This is a genomic window from Pantoea stewartii subsp. stewartii (genome assembly GCF_008801695.1).
GTDB classification, from domain to species: Bacteria; Pseudomonadota; Gammaproteobacteria; order Enterobacterales; family Enterobacteriaceae; genus Pantoea; species Pantoea stewartii.
Genome location: NZ_VZPF01000013.1, coordinates 38945 through 58728, shown reverse-complemented (window position 1 = coordinate 58728; position 19784 = coordinate 38945). Strand labels below are relative to the sequence as shown.

Below are 19784 nucleotides of genomic sequence, written 5' to 3'. Positions count from 1 at the left end.
ATGCCAGACAGAACACCGTCATACGCAAGCATGTAATGCATTGATTTTATGTTATCTGAAACAACCGTTTTCATAGTACCACAGCATAAAATCCATTTATTCAACAAAGCCAGATGGCGCTTAAAAGGATCAAGAGCGCTTCATCATGTCGAAGAATTCATCGTTGGTTTTGGTCATGGCCAACTTGTTGATCAGGAACTCCATCGCGTCGATTTCGCCCATTGGGTGAATAATTTTACGCAGGATCCACATTTTCTGCAGTTCTTCCTGAGAGGTTAACAGCTCTTCTTTACGTGTACCGGAACGGTTGTAATCAATGGCCGGGAAGACGCGTTTTTCCGCAATCTTACGTGAGAGATGAAGCTCCATGTTACCGGTGCCTTTAAACTCTTCGTAAATCACTTCGTCCATTTTCGAACCGGTATCCACCAGCGCAGTCGCGATAATGGTCAGGCTGCCGCCCTCTTCCACGTTACGCGCCGCACCAAAGAAACGCTTAGGACGATGCAGGGCGTTAGCATCCACACCACCTGTCAGCACTTTACCGGAGGCCGGCACCACGGTGTTATAGGCACGGGCCAGACGCGTAATGGAGTCGAGAAGAATGATGACGTCTTTTTTATGCTCAACCAGGCGCTTAGCTTTTTCGATCACCATCTCTGCGACCTGAACGTGACGCGAAGCCGGCTCATCGAAGGTTGAGGCAATCACTTCGCCTTTGACCAGGCGTTGCATCTCTGTCACTTCTTCCGGACGCTCATCGATCAGCAACACCATCAGCACGCAGTCAGGATGGTTATAGGCAATGCTCTGTGCGATGTTCTGCAGCAGCATGGTTTTACCGGCTTTTGGCGGAGCAACAATCAGGCCACGCTGACCGCGGCCAATGGGCGACGCCAGGTCCAGTACGCGCGCCGTTAAGTCTTCGGTTGATCCATTACCGCGCTCCATACGCAGACGGCTGTTAGCGTGCAGCGGCGTAAGGTTTTCAAACAGAATTTTGTTGCGCGAGTTTTCAGGCTTGTCGTAGTTGACTTCATTAACTTTCAGCAGCGCAAAATAGCGTTCACCTTCTTTTGGTGGGCGAATTTTGCCGGCGATGGTGTCACCAGTGCGGAGGTTAAAGCGGCGAATTTGGCTGGGAGAAACGTAGATGTCATCAGGACCGGCGAGGTAGGAGCTGTCTCCAGAGCGGAGGAATCCAAATCCATCCTGCAATATCTCCAGCACACCATCACCGAAGATGTCCTCGCCGCTTTTCGCGTGCTGCTTCAGGATTGAGAAAATAATGTCCTGCTTGCGCATACGAGCCTGGTTTTCCAGCCCCATATTCTCGCCGAGGGTAATCAGCTCAGAAACCGGCGTATTTTTTAATTCGGTAAGATTCATAGTGATGGGTTCTTAAACTCGGGGTAATACTCGAAATGTTTGTCGTGAATGGTATGGCAGTTAATCCATGCCTGTTCTGTTAATGACTTTTCAACTCTTCTCAACGATCGTTGTCTTGAATGATGACTGGAAGCGAGGAGTCGGTCGATTTAAGTCAGAGTAGAGCTAGTCGTTAGATTGCTAAACCGCTGGTAGGTACAGTGCGACAGGGTTTAACAAGGGAAAACTTTGAATGCTAACTACAAGGTATGATCATAGTGCAGTGAAAATAAGTTAGCACGCTTAAAAGCGAACGTCCAGCAGGAGGAAAAAATTTAACCACTGCCGAACGTTCAGCCCGCTTACGCCAGGTTGGCGTTCAGGAACTCTTTTAATTGACCTTTGGACAATGCGCCCACTTTCGTTGCAGCGACTTCACCGTTTTTAAACAGCAGCAGCGTCGGGATGCCACGAATGCCGTATTTCGGTGCGGTACCTGGGTTATCGTCAATATTCAGCTTAGCGATGGTCAGCTTGCCATCATACTCTTCTGCAACTTCATCAAGGATTGGGGCGATCATTTTACAAGGACCACACCATTCAGCCCAGAAATCTACCAGTATAACGCCGTCGGCTTTCAGCACGTCGGTGTCGAAACTGTCATCGGTCAGATGAACGATTTTATCGCTGCTCATGTTTTACTCCACAAGATTATGCCTGGCGAATTGGCGTAATATAAACCAATGTTGGTTGACTTTATTTCATCGGATACGCTTTCGTAAAGCGATAGTAAGCTGATATTCTACCACACTATGAGCAAAACACACTTAACTGAACAGAAGTTTTCCGACTTCGCCCTGCACCCACAGGTAGTGGAAGCCCTTGATAAAAAAGGGTTTCATAACTGCACGCCTATTCAGGCGTTAGCACTGCCATTTACGCTTTCAGGGCGTGATGTCGCAGGTCAGGCGCAAACCGGTACCGGCAAAACGATGGCGTTTTTAACGTCAACGTTTCATCATCTTCTTTCTCACCCTGCACCAGAGGGACGCCAGGTTAACCAACCACGCGCGTTAATTCTGGCACCTACGCGTGAACTTGCCGTGCAAATTCATGCGGATGCAGAACCGCTGGCGACATCGACCGGCCTGAAACTAGGCCTGGCTTACGGTGGCGACGGCTATGACAAGCAGTTAAAAGTTCTGGAAAACGGTGTCGATATTCTGGTCGGCACCACGGGTCGCTTAATTGATTATGCGAAGCAGAATCACGTCAACCTCAGCGCCATACAGGTCATGGTGCTGGACGAAGCCGATCGCATGTTCGATCTCGGCTTTATTAAAGATATTCGCTGGTTGTTCCGCCGCATGTCACCCGCAACTCAACGCCTGAGTATGCTGTTTTCGGCCACGCTCTCTTATCGCGTGCGTGAACTGGCCTTTGAGCACATGAACAGCGCCGAATACGTTGAAGTCGAGCCGGAACAAAAAACGGGCCACCGCATTAAAGAAGAGCTTTTCTATCCTTCCAACGAAGAGAAAATGCGTTTGCTGCAAACGCTGGTGGAAGAAGAATGGCCCGATCGCGCGATTATTTTCGCCAATACGAAACATCGCTGTGAAGATATCTGGGGCCATCTGGCTGCGGACGGTCACCGTGTAGGCTTGCTGACCGGCGATGTGGCTCAGAAGAAGCGTTTACGCATTCTGGATGACTTTACCAAAGGTGACATCGATATCCTGGTGGCGACCGATGTTGCGGCACGTGGCCTGCATATTCCCGCAGTGACACATGTCTTTAACTACGATCTGCCTGATGACCGCGAGGACTACGTTCATCGCATTGGCCGTACAGGACGCGCAGGGGCAAGCGGCCACTCAATCAGCCTGGCATGCGAAGAGTACGCGTTAAATCTGCCGGGTATTGAAGAGTACATTGGTCACACTATTCCGGTGAGCAAATACAACAGCGATGCGCTGTTAAGTGAACTCCCACCGCCGAAACGTCTGACGCGTAATCGTACAGGCAACGGTCAGCGTCGTGGCGGAAATAACGCCAGTCGTCGCGGTGCTCCACGTCATAACAACCGTAAACGTTCGGGTTAAGTTCACCATGCTAAGCGCATCGACACTCTATGCTGCGATTGATTTAGGATCTAACAGCTTCCACATGCTGGTAGTCAGCGAAGTGTCTGGCAGTATTCAGACTATCGCCAAAATCAAACGCAAGGTGCGCCTGGCTGCTGGCCTGGACAGCGCCAATCATTTGTCAGCTGAAGCGATGGCGCGGGGCTGGCAATGTTTGCGGCTTTTCTCGGAACAACTTCAGGATATTCCGCCTGACCAGATTCGGGTGGTGGCGACGGCTACGCTGCGTATTGCAGCAAATGCACAGGTCTTTCTGGATAAGGCTCAACAGATTCTGGGCTGCGCCGTCAATGTGATTAGCGGTGAAGAAGAAGCCCGTCTGATTTATCAAGGCGTGGCGCACACCACCGGCGGCTCCGATCAACGTCTGGTTGTCGATATCGGCGGCGGCAGTACCGAGTTAGCCACCGGTGACGGCTCCCATGCCAGCGTGCTGTTTAGTTTGCAGATGGGCTGTGTCACCTGGCTGGAACGCTTCTTTGGCGATCGTCACCTGGCGCAGGAAAATTTTGACCAGGCAGAACAGGCCGCCAAAGCCATGCTGCAGCCCATTTCGGCAGAACTGCGCAAACAGAGCTGGCAGGTTTGCGTCGGTGCATCCGGCACCGTGCAGGCGTTACAGGAAATCATGGTGGCACAGGGCATGGATGAGCGCATCACCCTGAGCAAACTCCAGCAGTTAAAGCAGCGCGCTATTCAATGTGGCAAGCTGGAAGAGCTTGAAATCGAAGGACTGACGCTGGAACGTGCGCTTGTGTTCCCCAGTGGGCTCTCAATCCTGATCGCCATTTTTCAGGAACTCAATATCGACAGCATGACGCTGGCCGGTGGTGCACTGCGCGAAGGGCTGGTGTACGGAATGCTGCACTTACCTGTTGATCGTGATATTCGCAGCCGTACTCTGCAAAATGTTCAGCGCAGGTTCAACATCGATGTGTGCCAGGCCGATCGGGTACGTCAGCTGGCTGAAAGTTTTTTTCGCCAGGTCAGCGTGGTCTGGAAACTGGATCAGCGCTGTCGCGAATTACTGCTGAGCGCCTGTGCTATCCACGAAATCGGGCTGAGCGTCGATTTCCGTCAGGCACCTCAGCATGCTGCCTACCTGGTTCGCCATCTTGATCTGCCGGGTTTTACGCCCGCGCAAAAAAAGCTGATCGCCTGCTTACTGCAAAACCAAAGCGGCAGCATCGATCTTGCGTTACTGACCCAACAAAATGCCGTACCGCCGCGTCTGGCAGAGCGCCTGTGTCGCCTGCTGCGCCTGTCGATTATCTTTTCCAGTCGCCGTCGCGATGACACCCTGCCTGCCGTACGTATGCAGGCCGATGATGAAGCGCTGAATGTCACATTGCCGGCGGGCTGGCTGGATGTACATCCGCTTCGGGCGGAACTGCTTGAACAGGAAAGTCATTACCAGTCCTATGTACACTGGCAGTTATCGCTGACCTGAGTACTTGCGGTTACGCCCGATCGGCGCATTAACCCTTTTTCGCCTTTTCCAGCATCGCCCGTAATCCGGCCACCCGACTCTGGCCGGTTTTCATTCGCTCTTCAGCACTGACCACCTTACGCTCGGTTTCCCACACCACATCATCCTGCGGCAGCTCCAGTAAAAAGCGGCTGGGCTCGGGGCGAACCAGTTCACCGTACTGACGGCGCTCACGGCATAAGGTGAACGTCAGCTCTTTCTGCGCACGGGTGATACCGACATAGGCCAGACGGCGCTCTTCTTCAACGTTATTTTCATCAATACTGCTCTGATGCGGGAGCAATCCTTCTTCCATGCCAACCAGGAAAACATAGGGGAATTCCAGCCCTTTAGACGCATGCAACGTCATCAGCTGCACCTGGTCTGACTCGTCGTCACTTTCCCCGCGCTCCATCATGTCGCGCAACGTAAACCGCGTGACGACCTGGGCCAGCGTCATCGGCTCATCCAGATCGCTCCCTTCCAGCATTTCCGTCATCCATTGAAACAGCGTATTGACGTTTTTCATGCGCATTTCAGCGGCTTTAGGGCTACCGGAGGTTTCAAACAGCCAGCTTTCATAATCGATGCCGCGAATCAAATCACGGACAGCGTTGACGGGTTCCCGCTCACTGAGCTGGATAATCTCATTGAGCCAGTGAGTGAAGCGCTGCAGATGCTCAAGACCGCGGCCGGTCAGGGTCTGCCCCAGTCCCACATCGAAGCTGGCGTTAAAAAGACTTTTACTGCGGATAGTGGCCCATTCACCCAGTTTTTGCAGCGTCGCCGGGCCAATTTCACGCCGGGGAGTATTCACAATCCGTAAAAAGGCGCTGTCATCGTCGGGGTTAGTGAGTACGCGTAAATACGCTAACAGATCTTTTATTTCTGGCCGTGAGAAAAAGGAGGTGCCACCTGAAATCCGGTAAGGGATACGGTTCTGCATCAAGAATTTTTCGAATACCCGGGACTGGTGATTCCCCCGGTACAGAATGGCGTAATCTTTATACTGCGTTTTATTGATAAAGTGATGAGCAATCAGTTCACCCGTTACCCGCTCGGCTTCGTGTTCTTCACTGTTTGCGCTCAGCACTTTCAGTTCACTACCGATACCCAGTTCAGAAAACAGGTGCTTCTCGAACACGTGCGGATTGTTGGCAATCAGGATATTGGCAGCTTTAAGGATACGCTGTGAAGATCGGTAATTCTGCTCAAGCTTCACCACTTCCAGCGTCGGGAAATCCTCATTCAGCAGGACCAGATTTTGCGGACGCGCTCCGCGCCAGGAATAAATCGACTGATCGTCATCGCCAACGACAGTAAAACGCGCTCTGGCACCCACCAGCAATTTAACCAGTTCGTACTGGCTGGTATTGGTATCCTGATATTCATCGACCAGCAGATAGCGAATACGTTGCTGCCAGCGCTCGCGCACTTCCTGATTACGCTGTAGCAGAAGGGTCGGCAACAAGATCAGGTCGTCAAAATCCAGCACATTACAGGCTTTAAGGTGCTGATCATACAGGGCATAGCAGTGCGCGAAAACGTTATCGCGCTCCGAACGGGCTAATGCCGCCGCCTTGGGCGGATCAACCAAATCATTTTTCCAGTTGGAAAGGGTGGAAATCAACTGCTGCAGTAAGGTCTTGTCCTCTTCCAGCCACTGGCTGGTCAGGTCTTTAAGCAGGGCCAGTTGATCCTGGTCGTCGAACAGGGAAAAGTTAGACTTCATTCCCAGCGCCGCATATTCGCGCTTAATAATCTCCAGTCCCAGGGTATGGAATGTCGAGATCATCAGGCCGCGCGCCTCCTTACGCCCCAGCGTTTGCGCGACGCGCTCTTTCATTTCACGTGAGGCTTTATTCGTGAACGTCACGGCCGCAATGTGGCGCGCCTGGTAACCGCACTCCCGAATCAGATGTGCGATCTTATTGGTGATAACGCGGGTTTTACCCGAGCCAGCCCCCGCCAGCACCAGACAGGGACCGGTGACAAATTCGACGGCACGTTGTTGGCTGGAGTTTAAACGCATAGGGAATCGCTCTGTTGAAATAAGATACCCGCTTCGCCTCACACGCGTGCCAACGGCATGAACGCGGTGCCGTTAACGTCTCTGCGATTTGAAAAGACGGGTTTATAATGGAGGGCAATTATACACAACAGAGACACCATCATGGCGAAAACTGCCGCGGCTTTACATATTCTGGTGAAACAGGAGGCAGAGGCGAAAGTCTTGCTGGAGAAGTTGAAAAAAGGGGAGAATTTCCAGCAGCTTGCTAAAAAACACTCCATCTGCCCTTCAGGCCGAAACGGCGGCGATCTGGGTGAATTCCGGCGGGGAAAGATGGTAGCTGCATTTGATAAAGCGGCCTTCACCTGCCCACTGTTACAACCCTTTGGGCCGGTGAAAACCGCGTTTGGTTACCACATCATCAAAGTGCTCTATCGCAACTGATTATTTTTTGCTTTTCATCTGCTGCAATACCCGGCTGCACTGATTTTCATCATTATCGCTGGAGGAAATCAGTGCCAGTAAGGCCGCCGCCGGTGCTACCACGGCACCCAGGGCAACGGCTGCCGCACCACGCGCCAGTAGTGGCCCGGTCTTCACACCGGCATCCGGATTTTTAAACGTACCACGGACGTACAGCGGTGAGCGCAGGGTCACGATACGAATGCCTTTACTCTCTGGATTCACAGACAGGTCCAGACGTTCAGTGGCGAAATTCGCATTTCCCGTCACGTTGATGACCGCATTTTCCGTATCGAACACAAACAGGTTTGGCGTGGCCAGACCGTTTTGCAATTTCAGATCCGTTACCGCACAGTTGATGCGCACCTCATCATCACCGAATAGCTTACCAACCAGATAGTTACCGACATTTAATCCGGCAATCTCCATCAGATTGCGGCTAATCAGCCCGTCGTTCATTAGCAGCTTGAGTTGGCCGTTACTGGTTGCGAGCAGGTCAGCCACGGAATTGCCCGTGCCCGTCAAGCTGGCATCACCGTTAAGCTGTCCCAGACTGTTTTGCATTGCCTGTACATTGGGAAACAACTGGCGCAGGCGAAGTTTGCGCGCATGAATATCCGCGCGGCCTCGCATGGGAGAGCGATCGCCTTCTAAACGAATAGTGCTGTTCAGGTTGCCCCCGGCCATACCAAAACGCAGCGGATCGAGCAGTAGATTACCGTTATCAAGCTGCAAATGCGTGTAAAGATCGCTTAACGGCAAGGAATTACTGTGTTCGATACGTTTGCCACTGAACTTCACGTCAGCATCCATCACCGACCAGTTTTTCGTATCGAATTGATCATGAGGCAAAACACGATCGGCAGGCTGTGTCGATTTTTCGCCGTGCTTTGCCTTAGCCTGTTGCGTTTTCTCACTGCCTTTGCCGGAGTCAACGCCAATAAGCGGCCCCAAATCTGCCATACGCAATTGGTCAGATCGCAGTTCCCCTACCAGTTTAGGGCGAGGTTTGCCCTGGCTGTAGGTCAGGGAGCCATGAATATCGCTATCGCCAATGTGCCCATTGAATGCCTGATAGCGGAAAACAGACCCATCTTTACCAGTGAATTTAGCAATAAGGCGACCATCTGTTTCATAGGGCGGCGTATCCGGTAATAACACGCCCGTCAGGCCATACAGATTCGCCAGCGTGTCGCCAGAAAAACGCAAACGCACATCCAGTCCGCCCAGATTTAACGGATCCTGCACACCGCCAGAAAGCTGTACCCGTGTAGTACCGTTACGGACATCCGCCTGCACCGGGAACGGTGTCGTCTGGCTTCGCAGTGATAACATGCCGCCGAGCTTACCCTGGCCCGTGAGTTTTTCATTGTTAAAGCGCCCTTCAGCCTGCCAGCCGAAAACAAAGTCACCCGCCCTTTTTTGGCTGTCGTCTCCACCCGCGATTTGCGCGAAAGGCACAGGTTTGCCAAGCGAATTGAGTTTTACAGTGACATCAGCCTTGTTAACCGCATCGCGATAAAGCAGAGTTCCCTGATCGAACAGAATATTGTCCAGCCGAAATGACCAGGCGGAAGGCGGTGCATTGTCGTCTTTGCTGTCACTTTCAGCGAGCGTAAACGTCCAGTTGTTTTTCTTGTCGGCGGTTTGAATCAATCGGGCATCCGACTGCTGTAGCTTTATCCAGGGGATAAAGACTTGTTTGTGCAGCAGTGCCAGCGGCGCAAGCGTTGCGTCGACGCGCTGGAGATGAATCATAGTGACATCGGGAATATCAGGCGGATTGCCCAGCATGATGTCTTCGGCATGCAGATGCGGCAAGGGGATAAAACTGCGCCATCCCGGTTCGTCGCGTTGTCGTTGCCACGCGATACCCAAATCACCACGAATGGCAAAAGGTCGGTTCAGTTCTGCTGAGACTTTTTTGTTGATGGTCGGCTTCAGGCGATTCCAGTCGAATGTGGCAATGACAATGACCACGACGACGATCACCAGGACTAAAATTCCCGCTATCCAACTGACTATTTTTCCAGCGCGTGACATTAGGCATCCTCCCTGCTCTTTCACGGTCTCCGTTAAAGATAGTCGAGAGCGAGCCGGAAGGGATCAATCAAGCTGGACAGGCAGGTACGCCAGTTCCGAAAAAGGGGCGGGGCGTGAGAAAAAATATCCCTGCGCCGCAATGGCCGGAGAGGCTTTTACCTGCTCCCATTCATCCTGCGTTTCCACGCCTTCAACAATAACGCCGTTACAGTAGCGGTTAATCAGCGACAACAGCATAGGAAAGAGTGTTCGCCCTTCCCCCGATGCACACAACAAAATAAACAATTCGCGCGACAACTTGATGTAGTCGTATTTCAGCTCCGTCAGGGCAGAAAAATTTGCCATCCCTGAGCCGAAATCATCCAGCCAGAGCGGCCCCAACTCCGGCATTTGCGCCACCATCTCTTCCTGAGGCAAAACGTGGTGCTCGGTCAGTTCAAAGCGCACCCAGGGCAATCGGGTGATAAGGCTGCGAATCGGCAGATGATGTTGTATTAATGACAGAGAGGGGCCGTCAATATTGACTGATGCCATGACCTCATTATCGGCAAAGAAAGCTTCCCACTGGCTGAGCCACGTTAACTGCTCCTGCACAACGTCAAGGCGCTCTGCTATCTCCAGCTCAGCAAAATACGCTTCCGGGGAGAGTTTTTTTTCAGGTTCAGACGGATGCATGACCGCCGTCAGCAACTCAATCGCCAACAGCCGCCCAGAGACTTTGTAGATAGGCTGAAAGGTATACTGGCGTTGACACTGTCGCCAGAAGAGGCGCTTTTTCTGCTGGGGAGTGATGTCAACTGAAGAAGGTAGCCATTGACTAATATTCTCCATAACCATGGTCTTTTCCTGGTTGATAGTAAGCGCCTTCATTTGGGCGGCTTAGCGGCAATTATCGTTTGTATTTCGATACATAGTGAAAATCTGGCCACATAGGAGCCACGAGTCTACGCGAGTTTTGACACGACAATCGCCGAAACAGGGCGCGTTATCGGGTTAATTATCATGTTTTAGCGCCCTAAATTAAATTAAAACACTGTTTTAACAAGTTGACGACAGGCCTTACAAACGCGAGACTGAAGCGAATTTTTACTACAGGCCTGAAACCATGACGCAAATAAAGATCGCTATTATTGGTGAGTGCATGATTGAGTTGTCCGAGAAGGGTGAGAACCTCAAACGCGGCTTTGGCGGTGACACGCTGAATACTGCGGTTTATCTGGCCCGGCAGGTCAGTCAACAGGATGTACGGGTTGATTATGTCACCGCACTGGGCATTGATCCCTTTAGCGCAGAGATGATGACTCGCTGGCAGGCGGAAAATGTCAATACTGCACTGATCCAGCGCCTTGAAAACAAAATGCCGGGTTTGTACATGATCCAAACCGACGATCGGGGCGAACGCTCCTTTTGGTACTGGCGCAGTGATGCGGCAGCCCGTTACTGGCTTGATGGCCCGGGTGCCGACGACATTTGCCAACAGCTTAAACATTACGACTATCTTTATCTGAGCGGAATCAGCCTGGCTATCCTGCCTGACGACAGTCGCGCCCGGCTCATGCAACTGCTCGCAGACTGTCGGGCAAACGGGGGGAAAGTGATATTTGATAATAATTACCGCCCGCGCTTGTGGAAAGATAAGGTCACTACTCGCCAGGCTTACCAGACAATGCTCGAAAACACGGATATGGCGTTCCTGACGCTGGATGACGAGCACCAGTTATGGGGCGAACAGTCTGTTGAGGACGTCATTGCCCGCGCACGCGATGCGGGCGTAAAGGAAGTCGTCATCAAACGCGGGGCGGAATCGTGCCTGATTGCGTTTGAAGACCAGCCATTGGCCGAGGTGCCTTCCGTCGCGCTGCCAAAAGAAAAGATTGTCGATACCACGGCCGCCGGGGATTCATTCAGTGCGGGCTACCTGGCCAGGCGACTTGTCGGCGCGACGACAGAAGAAGCGGCACGGCGCGGTCATCTCACCGCCAGCACAGTGATTCAGTACCGCGGTGCGATCATTCCGCGTTCGGCAATGCCGGAATGATTGCCAGTCGCTCATAACGGGGACACCGGTACAGGCAGCATGTCTGTGCCTGAAGGAAAACGGGGGTGGATACGAAGCACATTAATCTGGTCTGTCTGGTATACGCGACAGGGAAAAAGCGTCAGGCTTTTACAAAGCGAGTGGGTGTAAGACGCAGATTATTGAGCCAAATCCCCCCATCCTGTTTTTCAAAAACCGCGGTACGAAGCCCAGACGTTATCCGCAGGCAAAGGATATTCAACGATACGGTACCGCCTGCGCTCGCTGAAGAGAGCTTCGATGGCATGGCTTTTGCCATCAACGCAAAGGCGCAGAATGACGTCGATGCGCTAACAGCGTTGGCAGAAAACCGTGGGACACCGTAGTAAAGCCGCCAAAACTGTTCACGAAGGTAAATCAAGGGTACAGTTCCGTGATCCGGAGGGCTGTTACTGAAACGCCACCTGAACGCCTTCTGGAGAGTTGACGGTCAGGATACACTGACGATTAATAAGCCCCCATGAAGCGGGACGATATATTGAGCCGCAATGGCATCGTACCGTCCGGCATCCAGACATTATGTTTCCTGAAACATCACAGGGGAATAAATTCCTGCTATTTCCGTCAGGGCAACATGAAAAACCGCTCATTTAGCTTAAGTCAGCTCAGCCGTTTTAACGCCGTCGCCTCTGGTCCTCATCTGTTAACAGTTTCTAATCTTAATGCGTTTTTATTCCTTTTAAATTATCAAGTTAGCCAAGCAGCTTCAACGCCAGGCATAGTCCGAATCTCATGTATAAACCGCTTTTAGGTTGGACGATTACATTAAAACAGGCCATCTTTTAAACAGCGACAGCAGGATGCTGTTCTCACGGCCGCGAACAAAACAACGACAACATCTCTCGCATCAGGACACTGCTATGAATACAGAAATTATTAATATCTGGCCAAATGGTGATGCGCCAGGCGCCAGCGATTCTCGTGCTCAGCCCCAGATTGTGGATACCGCAAAAGAGTATGAACCCTACGACCGCGTAGCAACCGGTGTACGCTGCCCGGAAATGGCTATCTGGCATCCTGTTGAATCCAATGGCATCACCTTGCTGGTTGCGCCAGGGGGCGGCTACCAGCGCATCATGATTGATCGTGAAGGCAGTGCGCTGGCAACGTTCTTTACTTCGATGGGTTATACCCTGGCGGTAATGACTTATCGCCTGCCCTATGATGGACATCACGAAGGACCAGATGCACCGCTGGCCGACGCACAGCGCGCCGTGCGCGTACTACGTGAACGGGCACAGCGCGGGCTAAACGGAAAATATATTGTGATGATGGGCTTTTCTGCTGGCGGCCACGTCACCGCGAGCCTGGGTACGCGTTTCGGCGAAAAACTTTATCCCGTTCAGGACAGTGCAGAAAACCTGTCGCCTCGGCCGGATGCAATGGTTCTTGTTTATCCGGTCATCAGTATGCGCGATGGTCTGGCCCATGAAGGATCACGCACACGCTTATTAGGTGCCTGGCCCGATCAAAAAACTATTGATGCTTATTCACTCGAGACCCGGGTTCACAGTCAGGTGCCGCCTACGTTGCTGATTCATGCCGCCGATGATGATGACGTGCCAGTGAATAACAGCATGGTATTTTTTAGCGCGTTACGGGAACATAACGTCCCCGTAGAAGTGCATTTTTATCAGAAAGGCGGGCACGGCTTTGGCATTCGTGGTGTAGCGGATTTGCCCCTTGCCAGCTGGCCGATGCTGGTGACCGAATGGCTCAGGGCAAAAACCTGATCAATCAGGAGGCCGGTGGGGCAGCGTCACCTGCGGGGCTGCTCTCCGGCTGGCTGACGTCAGTGCCGCCTGACTGCGCTGCCGACGGAGCAGGTCCCCCCATCAGTTTGTCCCAGTCAGCTTTAAGGCTTTTCACATTGGTTTCTGTTTCGCCTTCCGGCTGAATCAGCACCATCATGAGTTCCTGACTGAGCTGCTGCCGTAATTCCTGGTTCATCTGATCACGTGTCAGACCTGCCAGGAAATCCTGCCGTAGCTTTTGATACTGTTCCGGCGCGATATCCACCACGGAATTACGTTGCGAGCGCAGGCGCTGACTGATCAGCACGTCCGTATCAGTGCGGGCATAGGTGGTAAACAGCTTATTCAGTTCCAGCAGCTTCTGAGCCATCAGCGCGTCAAACTCTTCCTGAGGTAAACCGTTATCGCGTACGGCGGCCAGCTCACGTGCCACCAGATTCATATTCTGTTCCAGGCTGTCGTTGCGCGTGTCCATATTAATGGAACACTGGGCGCGTTGATAAAGCACCCGGCAATCAAAGCCAACCTGAACGCCCTGCGCTTTGCTATTGCTCAACGCACGTTGAACGTGCCAGAACAGCGCCTCACGCGCCAGGTCGCCCCGCCAGTAACGCTGGAGGTTTTGTGAATCACGGATAGGCTGCCAGGGTGTATCCCACACCAGAGAAAGGCGGTCCTGCGCGCCGCTGCCGCTTACCAGATTCACTGGATCATGCGGTAACGGGGACAAGGTCGGCACCGGCGCAGCCGAACTGCGCTTGCCTTCCAGCGAGGAGAACGCTTTATTGATCTGCTCAGAAAAACTACGGCTGTCGACATTGCCGACAACATACAGAGTGATGGCATCCGGCGTGTACCACTGCTGATAAAAGCTTTTTAGCTGTGCGATATCCACCGGCGCGCGCGGTTTCTCTGCCGGATCGTGCGCTAATAGCGCGGACCCTTTCAGTCTGTAGCGCCACCAGACATCCTGCGTATCCGTTGGCCAGGTTTTAACCGGATCGGAAGCAGATAACGCGGTGCCCACCACCTGATTAGTGATCGCCATATCGCCAGCCGTCGCGGCCAGCCAGTTCAGGGCTTCCTTTAACAGGTCTGGACGGTTATTGGGTAAGCTTAAGTTATACTGCGTGTAATCATACGATGTGATGACGGGCGGTAACGGGCGCTGTGGATCGATGCCCTGCTGCCATAAAGCACGCTGCTGATTTGTATCCAGTGCGGTGTTATGAACCAGCGCCAGACGTGACAAAAGGTGGCTAAAACCGGTTTGCTGCGCACTTTCTACCAATGAGCCTGTGTTAACCACCATACGCAATTCAATGCGGTCGCTTGGCCGTTGCGGTGTTGCCAACAGTTGCCAGCTAAATCCGTTGTCCAGTTTTCCCTGTTGCCAGGCTGGATCAGGTTGCAGCGTTTCAGCGGATGCACCGTAACTGGTCGCTGCCAGCACTAGTCCACCAACCAAAAGCCGAATTCTGGTGCCCTGCATGTGAACCCCTACTCAAACAATTCAAAAAATCGTTATCACTGGCACGTTTAGCCGCGTTTATAAGCGAACCGGTCATTGCCGATTCGCACTGCCGATCATTAACAACAGGTTTGACCACAGGAAGACCGGGATGTCACGCAACGAAGTGAAAAACGTTGAAAAAAACAAGTGGGGTTATTATCCAAATGCCCGCTGTCAGGGCAAGTGACAGCGGGCATTTGAGAGGATTAAATCACATTCAAGGATTAAATCGTGGATTCAGACGGGTCTTTTGCGCCATTTTTGCCCGCTAATGTCTCACCCAACTGTTTTTTATCCAGTTGATCAACCCATTTCGCGACCACAACGGTTGCTACGCCATTACCTACCAGGTTCGTCAGCGCACGGGCTTCTGACATAAAGCGGTCGATACCCAAAATCAGCGCCAGGCCGGCAACGGGTAAATGTCCCACTGCCGACAGTGTTGCAGCCAGAACAATAAAGCCGCTGCCTGTAACGCCCGCCGCCCCTTTAGAAGAGAGCAGTAACACCACCAGCAGGGTAACCTGATGGAAGATATCCATATGCGCATTTGTTGCCTGAGCAATGAAAACGGCCGCCATCGTCAGGTAGATAGAGGTACCGTCCAGGTTAAAGGAGTAACCTGTGGGAATGACCAGTCCCACCACGGATTTCTTACAACCCAGCCGCTCCATCTTATCCAGCATACGCGGCAGCGCCGATTCGGATGAGGACGTTCCCAGAACAATCAGCAGTTCTTCTTTAATGTAGGCAATGAATTTGAAGATGCTAAAGCCACCGAAGAGGCGGGCAATCAGCCCCAGCACAACGACGACAAACAGCACACAGGTAATATAGAAACAGATAATGAGCTGGCCAAGCTGCACCAGTGAACCTACGCCATATTTACCAATGGTAAAGGCCATGGCACCAAAGGCCCCGATAGGCGCCAGGCGCATAATCATATTGATAATGCCGAAAATGACCTTTGAGAAACTCTCGATCACATTGAAAATCAATGTGCCCGTGTTGCCCAGACGATGCAATGCGAAGCCAAACAGCACGGCAAACAGTAATACCTGCAGGATATTGCCACTGGCGAAGGCGCCAATCACGCTACCCGGAATCACATCCAGTAAAAAGGCCACAATGCCTTGCTGCTCAGCCTGTTGCGCATAGATGGCAACCGCTTTGGCATCCAGCGTCGCAGGATCAACGTTCATTCCCGTGCCAGGTTGCACAATGTTAACGACGATCAGGCCGATAATCAGCGCAAGGGTACTGACGATTTCAAAGTAAAGCAGCGCAACCGCACCGGTGCGGCCCACGGCTTTCATGCTTTCCATTCCGGCAATACCGGTAACGACTGTGCAGAAAATCACGGGGGCGATGATCATCTTGATCAGTTTAACAAAGCCATCCCCTAGCGGCTTCATCTGCGTCCCTAAATCAGGATAGAAATGGCCCAGAAGCACGCCGATGGCGATGGCGACCAGAACCTGGAAATAAAGGCTTTTAAATAGTTTCATAAACAGGTATCCACTAACGAGAGGTAATGTTGTCGGATTTTTTATTGTGACTGTCTGACAGGGCTGGCAGGTCAGGCAGTGGACAGAAAATAACACTCTGTTTACGTGATTAATACAGGGCTGCAAAGTCAGGGGAAATGATAGGCGCGTAATTCTGAACTGAAACGCTTCAGCAAGGGGTTTTGTAACTAAATTTCTCGCAAAATCAAGGAATCAGGGCGTTATTCCTCCTCCAGGGCATTATCCAGCCATTGATGAGTAAATTGCGCCAGCGGCACGGCTTCAGAATAAAGATAGCCCTGACCAATCGTGATACCGCGGGCCAGCAGCCAGTCACGCTGTTCACTGGTTTCTACCCCTTCAGCAATGACATCCAGGTCAATAATGTCAGCAATGGCCGCCACGATACGCACCATCGTGTCGTCCTCAGGCAACGCGGCAACAAAGCTGCGATCCATTTTCAGTTTGTTAACCGGTAAGGCTTTAAACTGATGCAGGTAGTTAAGATTGGAATAGCCCATCCCAAAGTCATCCAGTGCAACGGCAACGCCGGTTTTTTGCAACATCCGCAGCAGGGAAATAGCCTGCTCAGCATCGCCCATTTGCGCGGTTTCGGTAATCTCCAGCACTAATGTGCCTGGCGCAATTGAATGGTGCGCCAGCAAGGATTGCAGATGATTCACAATGCTGACATCGCGTAACTGAACGGCAGAAATATTGATACTCAGCGGGACCCTCACCCCATGGCGCTGCCAGCCAGCCAGAATGCGGCATGCTTCTTCAAATACCCAGCGGCCAATCGCTGAAATCACCCCGATTTCTTCCGCGCTGGCGATGAACTCTTCGGGTAATCCGTACCGGCCGTCCGCCTGACGCATACGCAGTAGTGCCTCCGCACCCGCCAGCCTGCCGGTGCGCATATCAATCTGGGGTTGCAAATAGAGGGCAAACTGCTCGTCGTGCAAGCCCTGTAAGATATCGTGTTCCTGAGTTAAGCGCTTTTGCGCCCGTTCGGTGAGGGCGGCATCAAAAAACAGGATCTGATTTTTGCCCTGACGACGGGCTGACATCATTGCGGAGGTCGCACGATCCAGCATCTCATTAGCCCCCGTCGTTTCATCTTCTTCGCTTAACGCCAGACCGATACTGGCATTGGGTCGCAGTTGTAGCTGATGCAGAGTGACAGGCTGATTAAGGCGAATCATCAGATTGCGGGCCAGTCGCATCGCGCGAAAGGGGTTGCTGGCTGATTTCATCAGTAAGACAAAATCACTGGTAGCAGTCTGTGCCAGCAATGTCTGATCATCAATGGTGCTGCGAATTTTCTCGGCCAGCGTCAGCATCAACGTATCGCGCTGTTCATCACTCAGTACACCATTCGCTTCCTGCAGGGTTTCGATGCGTATCACCATCACACTAAAAGCATGGCGACGAGCGCGGATAAACTGTTCCAGTAAAGCTAAAAACAGCGCCCGATTCGGCAGATCGGTGACGTCGAAATGCGTTGTTAACCGACTCATCTGATCATGAATGGACTCAAGCACCTGCTGGTTGCGGTTATAGCTGCGAATCAGCATACCGATTTCATCGTCACGGTGATCGGCAGGCACAGACAGTTTGTGGGTCAGAATCGCCTGCGGTGGCAGTTCCTGTATTTCGCGGGAGATACGGCGCAGCGGATGCACCACCAACCGGTTTATACACCAGCTAATTGAAACGGACAGGATGAGTGCCAGCAGCAAATAGGTGATGATCATCGTGGAGAACGTGCTCAGAATAAACTGGTAAACACGAAATGAATTCGCCTGCAGTACCAGATAAGCCAGCGGCTTCGGTAAACCGGTATGCTCAACAGAGTAAAGCGGTAAGGTGATTTGCACCGGCAGTTCAAAGATTCTGGCGATCAGTCTGGGAACGGGTTTCTCGTTTTCGAAGTTCGCATGCAGCGCCTGGAACGCATTCGGCAGCACCACATCAGCACGCGACAAAATCCCGGCAGGTTTTAACGAATTAAGAATGCGTTCAGCCTGAGGGATGTCCGCTTTCAGCACCGCTTCAGACAGCGGCTGACGCACGGTATGCGCGATATTCTCCATCTGCTGGGCGTAGTCGATTCTGCGCTGTTGCACAAAATGAAACAGTTGGATAACGATAAAAATGCTGATGGTCACTGTCGCAATCAGCGAGACTGTCGCCATCTGTTTTATCGTCAGCGATCGGCTTACGCGCAAAAATTCACTCCCGGCTCGTGACGAGCGTAGACATCAGAAAAGAAAAGCGCGTCAAGTATATCATATCGCAAGATGTATTTGTGGCTTAAGGGGGCGGAAGCAGACGAATCGGAATTGCGGTCACGTCAGTGACCATAAGAAAAGCGGCATGCCGGAACAGCATGCCGCAGAGCGGGCATCAGGCGCTTAGTGCTTCTCCTGCCAGGCTGTCCAGGTCAGCAACTGGAGGCTGGCAGAAAAGTAGTTCTGCCCGGGCGACAGCTTGTCGCTCAGGTAGCCGGTTTGGTTCAGCACCAAATCCCGTACCGCCAGTAAGCCGCCGTCCATATTATAAGGGGCCGCCGTATTGGCCAGAACATCAAACCAGGCTGGCGTATTCGTGCGACTATAACCTTGCCAGAGGCGCTGAAAGGGGCCCAGCGCCAGGCTTTGCGGATCGTACCACCAGATGTTGAGCGGGACGCGAATCGCGTCATAACTGAATCGGTTTGAATAGCCCACCGCTGGCGCAACGGAACCATCCGCATTCAGCGCTACCCAGTCCAGCGGCAGGTCGCTGTTGCCGAAATGCATTTTGCCCAGCAAGGCCATTCCACCGTCAATCAGCTTATTCCATACCTGTAGATGGCTGCGCTGGCCAAACTCCTGCCAGGCAACAAACAGAAAATAAGACGAGTTCAGCACCACATAGCTGTTTTTGTTGAAACCCTGCGCACCGGGCATCAACACGGTGTAACCGCCGAAATTCGCCACATCCAGTTTTACAATGGCACGCTGAATGCGGTCTGATTCCTGTTGGTAATCTGCGACGTTCCACTTTTGCGCCGCACGCTGTAACGCCCAGGCAATTAACACATCGCCATCAGAAGCATTGTTTTTATCCGCTACCGGATCCTGTGCTCCGGGAATATAGCGCCAGTAGAACAGATCGTTTTGCGGATTTCGCAACGTGGTGCGCGTCCATTTCCAGAGCCGGTCAAAAGCCGCGCGGTCATCGTAGGCGACCGCCAGCAACATGCCGTAACCCTGCCCTTCGGTATGGCTGACATTATTATTTCCCGTATCAATAATGCGCCCGTCTGACTGCAGGAAGCGGCTTTTGTAGGTATCCCACCCGTTGGCCATCGCCTGAGCACTAAAAAACATCACCATAAAACAGACCAGAATTCCTGACCACACTGACTTAAGTCTCATCAGAGCAC

Annotated in this window: 14 protein-coding genes; 5 read left to right on the top strand and 9 right to left on the bottom strand. The window is 52.3% G+C overall.

What is annotated here, in order from left to right:
• Positions 1-129: 129 nt before the first annotated feature.
• Both rho and trxA read right to left on the bottom strand, forming a co-directional pair.
• On the bottom strand, positions 130-1389 hold the full coding sequence (gene rho, locus F7Q90_RS05420) for a transcription termination factor Rho (protein ID WP_006121431.1): 1260 nt from the start codon (positions 1387-1389) through the stop codon (positions 130-132).
• Between the two features lie 341 nt (positions 1390-1730).
• Positions 1731-2063 (bottom strand): thioredoxin TrxA, encoded by a 333-nt coding sequence (trxA, locus tag F7Q90_RS05415; RefSeq protein ID WP_006121430.1) that lies wholly within the window; start codon positions 2061-2063, stop codon positions 1731-1733.
• Between the two features lie 117 nt (positions 2064-2180).
• Between trxA and rhlB the strand changes: the two genes are divergently transcribed.
• A complete protein-coding gene (gene rhlB / locus F7Q90_RS05410; RefSeq protein WP_006121429.1) occupies positions 2181-3473 on the top strand; it encodes an ATP-dependent RNA helicase RhlB in 1293 nt (430 codons plus the stop codon).
• Between the two features lie 7 nt (positions 3474-3480).
• Positions 3481-4965, top strand: coding sequence for a guanosine-5'-triphosphate,3'-diphosphate diphosphatase (gene gppA / locus F7Q90_RS05405; protein WP_006121428.1), 1485 nt, complete (start codon positions 3481-3483; stop codon positions 4963-4965).
• Between the two features lie 28 nt (positions 4966-4993).
• On the opposite strand, the gene rep is transcribed toward gppA, so the two are convergent.
• The gene (gene rep / locus F7Q90_RS05400; protein ID WP_006121427.1) at positions 4994-7015 is read right to left on the bottom strand and encodes a DNA helicase Rep; all 2022 of its coding nucleotides are present in this window, start codon (positions 7013-7015) and stop codon (positions 4994-4996) included.
• 141 nt (positions 7016-7156) lie between these two features.
• Between rep and ppiC the strand changes: the two genes are divergently transcribed.
• Complete coding sequence (ppiC, locus tag F7Q90_RS05395) at positions 7157-7438, top strand: peptidylprolyl isomerase PpiC (RefSeq protein WP_006121426.1); 282 nt, start codon at positions 7157-7159, stop codon at positions 7436-7438.
• Here the strand turns inward: ppiC and F7Q90_RS05390 are convergent, their stop codons facing one another.
• Together F7Q90_RS05390 and pdeH are read right to left on the bottom strand one after the other, a co-directional pair.
• Positions 7439-9499 carry an AsmA family protein gene (locus tag F7Q90_RS05390; RefSeq protein ID WP_006121425.1) on the bottom strand — a complete coding sequence of 687 codons (2061 nt, stop codon included), beginning with the start codon at positions 9497-9499 and terminating at the stop codon, positions 7439-7441.
• Positions 9500-9562: 63 nt separating this feature from the next.
• Positions 9563-10336 carry a cyclic-guanylate-specific phosphodiesterase gene (gene pdeH / locus F7Q90_RS05385; protein ID WP_006121424.1) on the bottom strand — a complete coding sequence of 258 codons (774 nt, stop codon included), beginning with the start codon at positions 10334-10336 and terminating at the stop codon, positions 9563-9565.
• A 268-nt stretch (positions 10337-10604) separates the two neighbouring features.
• Between pdeH and kdgK the strand changes: the two genes are divergently transcribed.
• The gene (gene kdgK / locus F7Q90_RS05380; RefSeq protein ID WP_006121423.1) at positions 10605-11537 is read left to right on the top strand and encodes a 2-dehydro-3-deoxygluconokinase; all 933 of its coding nucleotides are present in this window, start codon (positions 10605-10607) and stop codon (positions 11535-11537) included.
• A gap of 899 nt (positions 11538-12436) precedes the next feature.
• On the top strand, positions 12437-13309 hold the full coding sequence (locus F7Q90_RS05375; protein ID WP_006121422.1) for an alpha/beta hydrolase: 873 nt from the start codon (positions 12437-12439) through the stop codon (positions 13307-13309).
• Positions 13310-13313: 4 nt separating this feature from the next.
• Here the strand turns inward: F7Q90_RS05375 and F7Q90_RS05370 are convergent, their stop codons facing one another.
• The 4 genes from F7Q90_RS05370 to F7Q90_RS05350 form a co-directional block, all read right to left on the bottom strand.
• Positions 13314-14822 (bottom strand): M16 family metallopeptidase, encoded by a 1509-nt coding sequence (locus F7Q90_RS05370; protein ID WP_006121421.1) that lies wholly within the window; start codon positions 14820-14822, stop codon positions 13314-13316.
• Between the two features lie 245 nt (positions 14823-15067).
• Positions 15068-16357, bottom strand: coding sequence for a dicarboxylate/amino acid:cation symporter (locus tag F7Q90_RS05360; protein ID WP_170317982.1), 1290 nt, complete (start codon positions 16355-16357; stop codon positions 15068-15070).
• A 215-nt stretch (positions 16358-16572) separates the two neighbouring features.
• The gene (gene hmsP / locus F7Q90_RS05355) at positions 16573-18582 is read right to left on the bottom strand and encodes a biofilm formation regulator HmsP (protein ID WP_006121419.1); all 2010 of its coding nucleotides are present in this window, start codon (positions 18580-18582) and stop codon (positions 16573-16575) included.
• Between the two features lie 186 nt (positions 18583-18768).
• Positions 18769-19776, bottom strand: coding sequence for a glycosyl hydrolase family 8 (locus tag F7Q90_RS05350; protein WP_006121418.1), 1008 nt, complete (start codon positions 19774-19776; stop codon positions 18769-18771).
• Between the last annotated feature and the right edge of the window lie 8 nt (positions 19777-19784).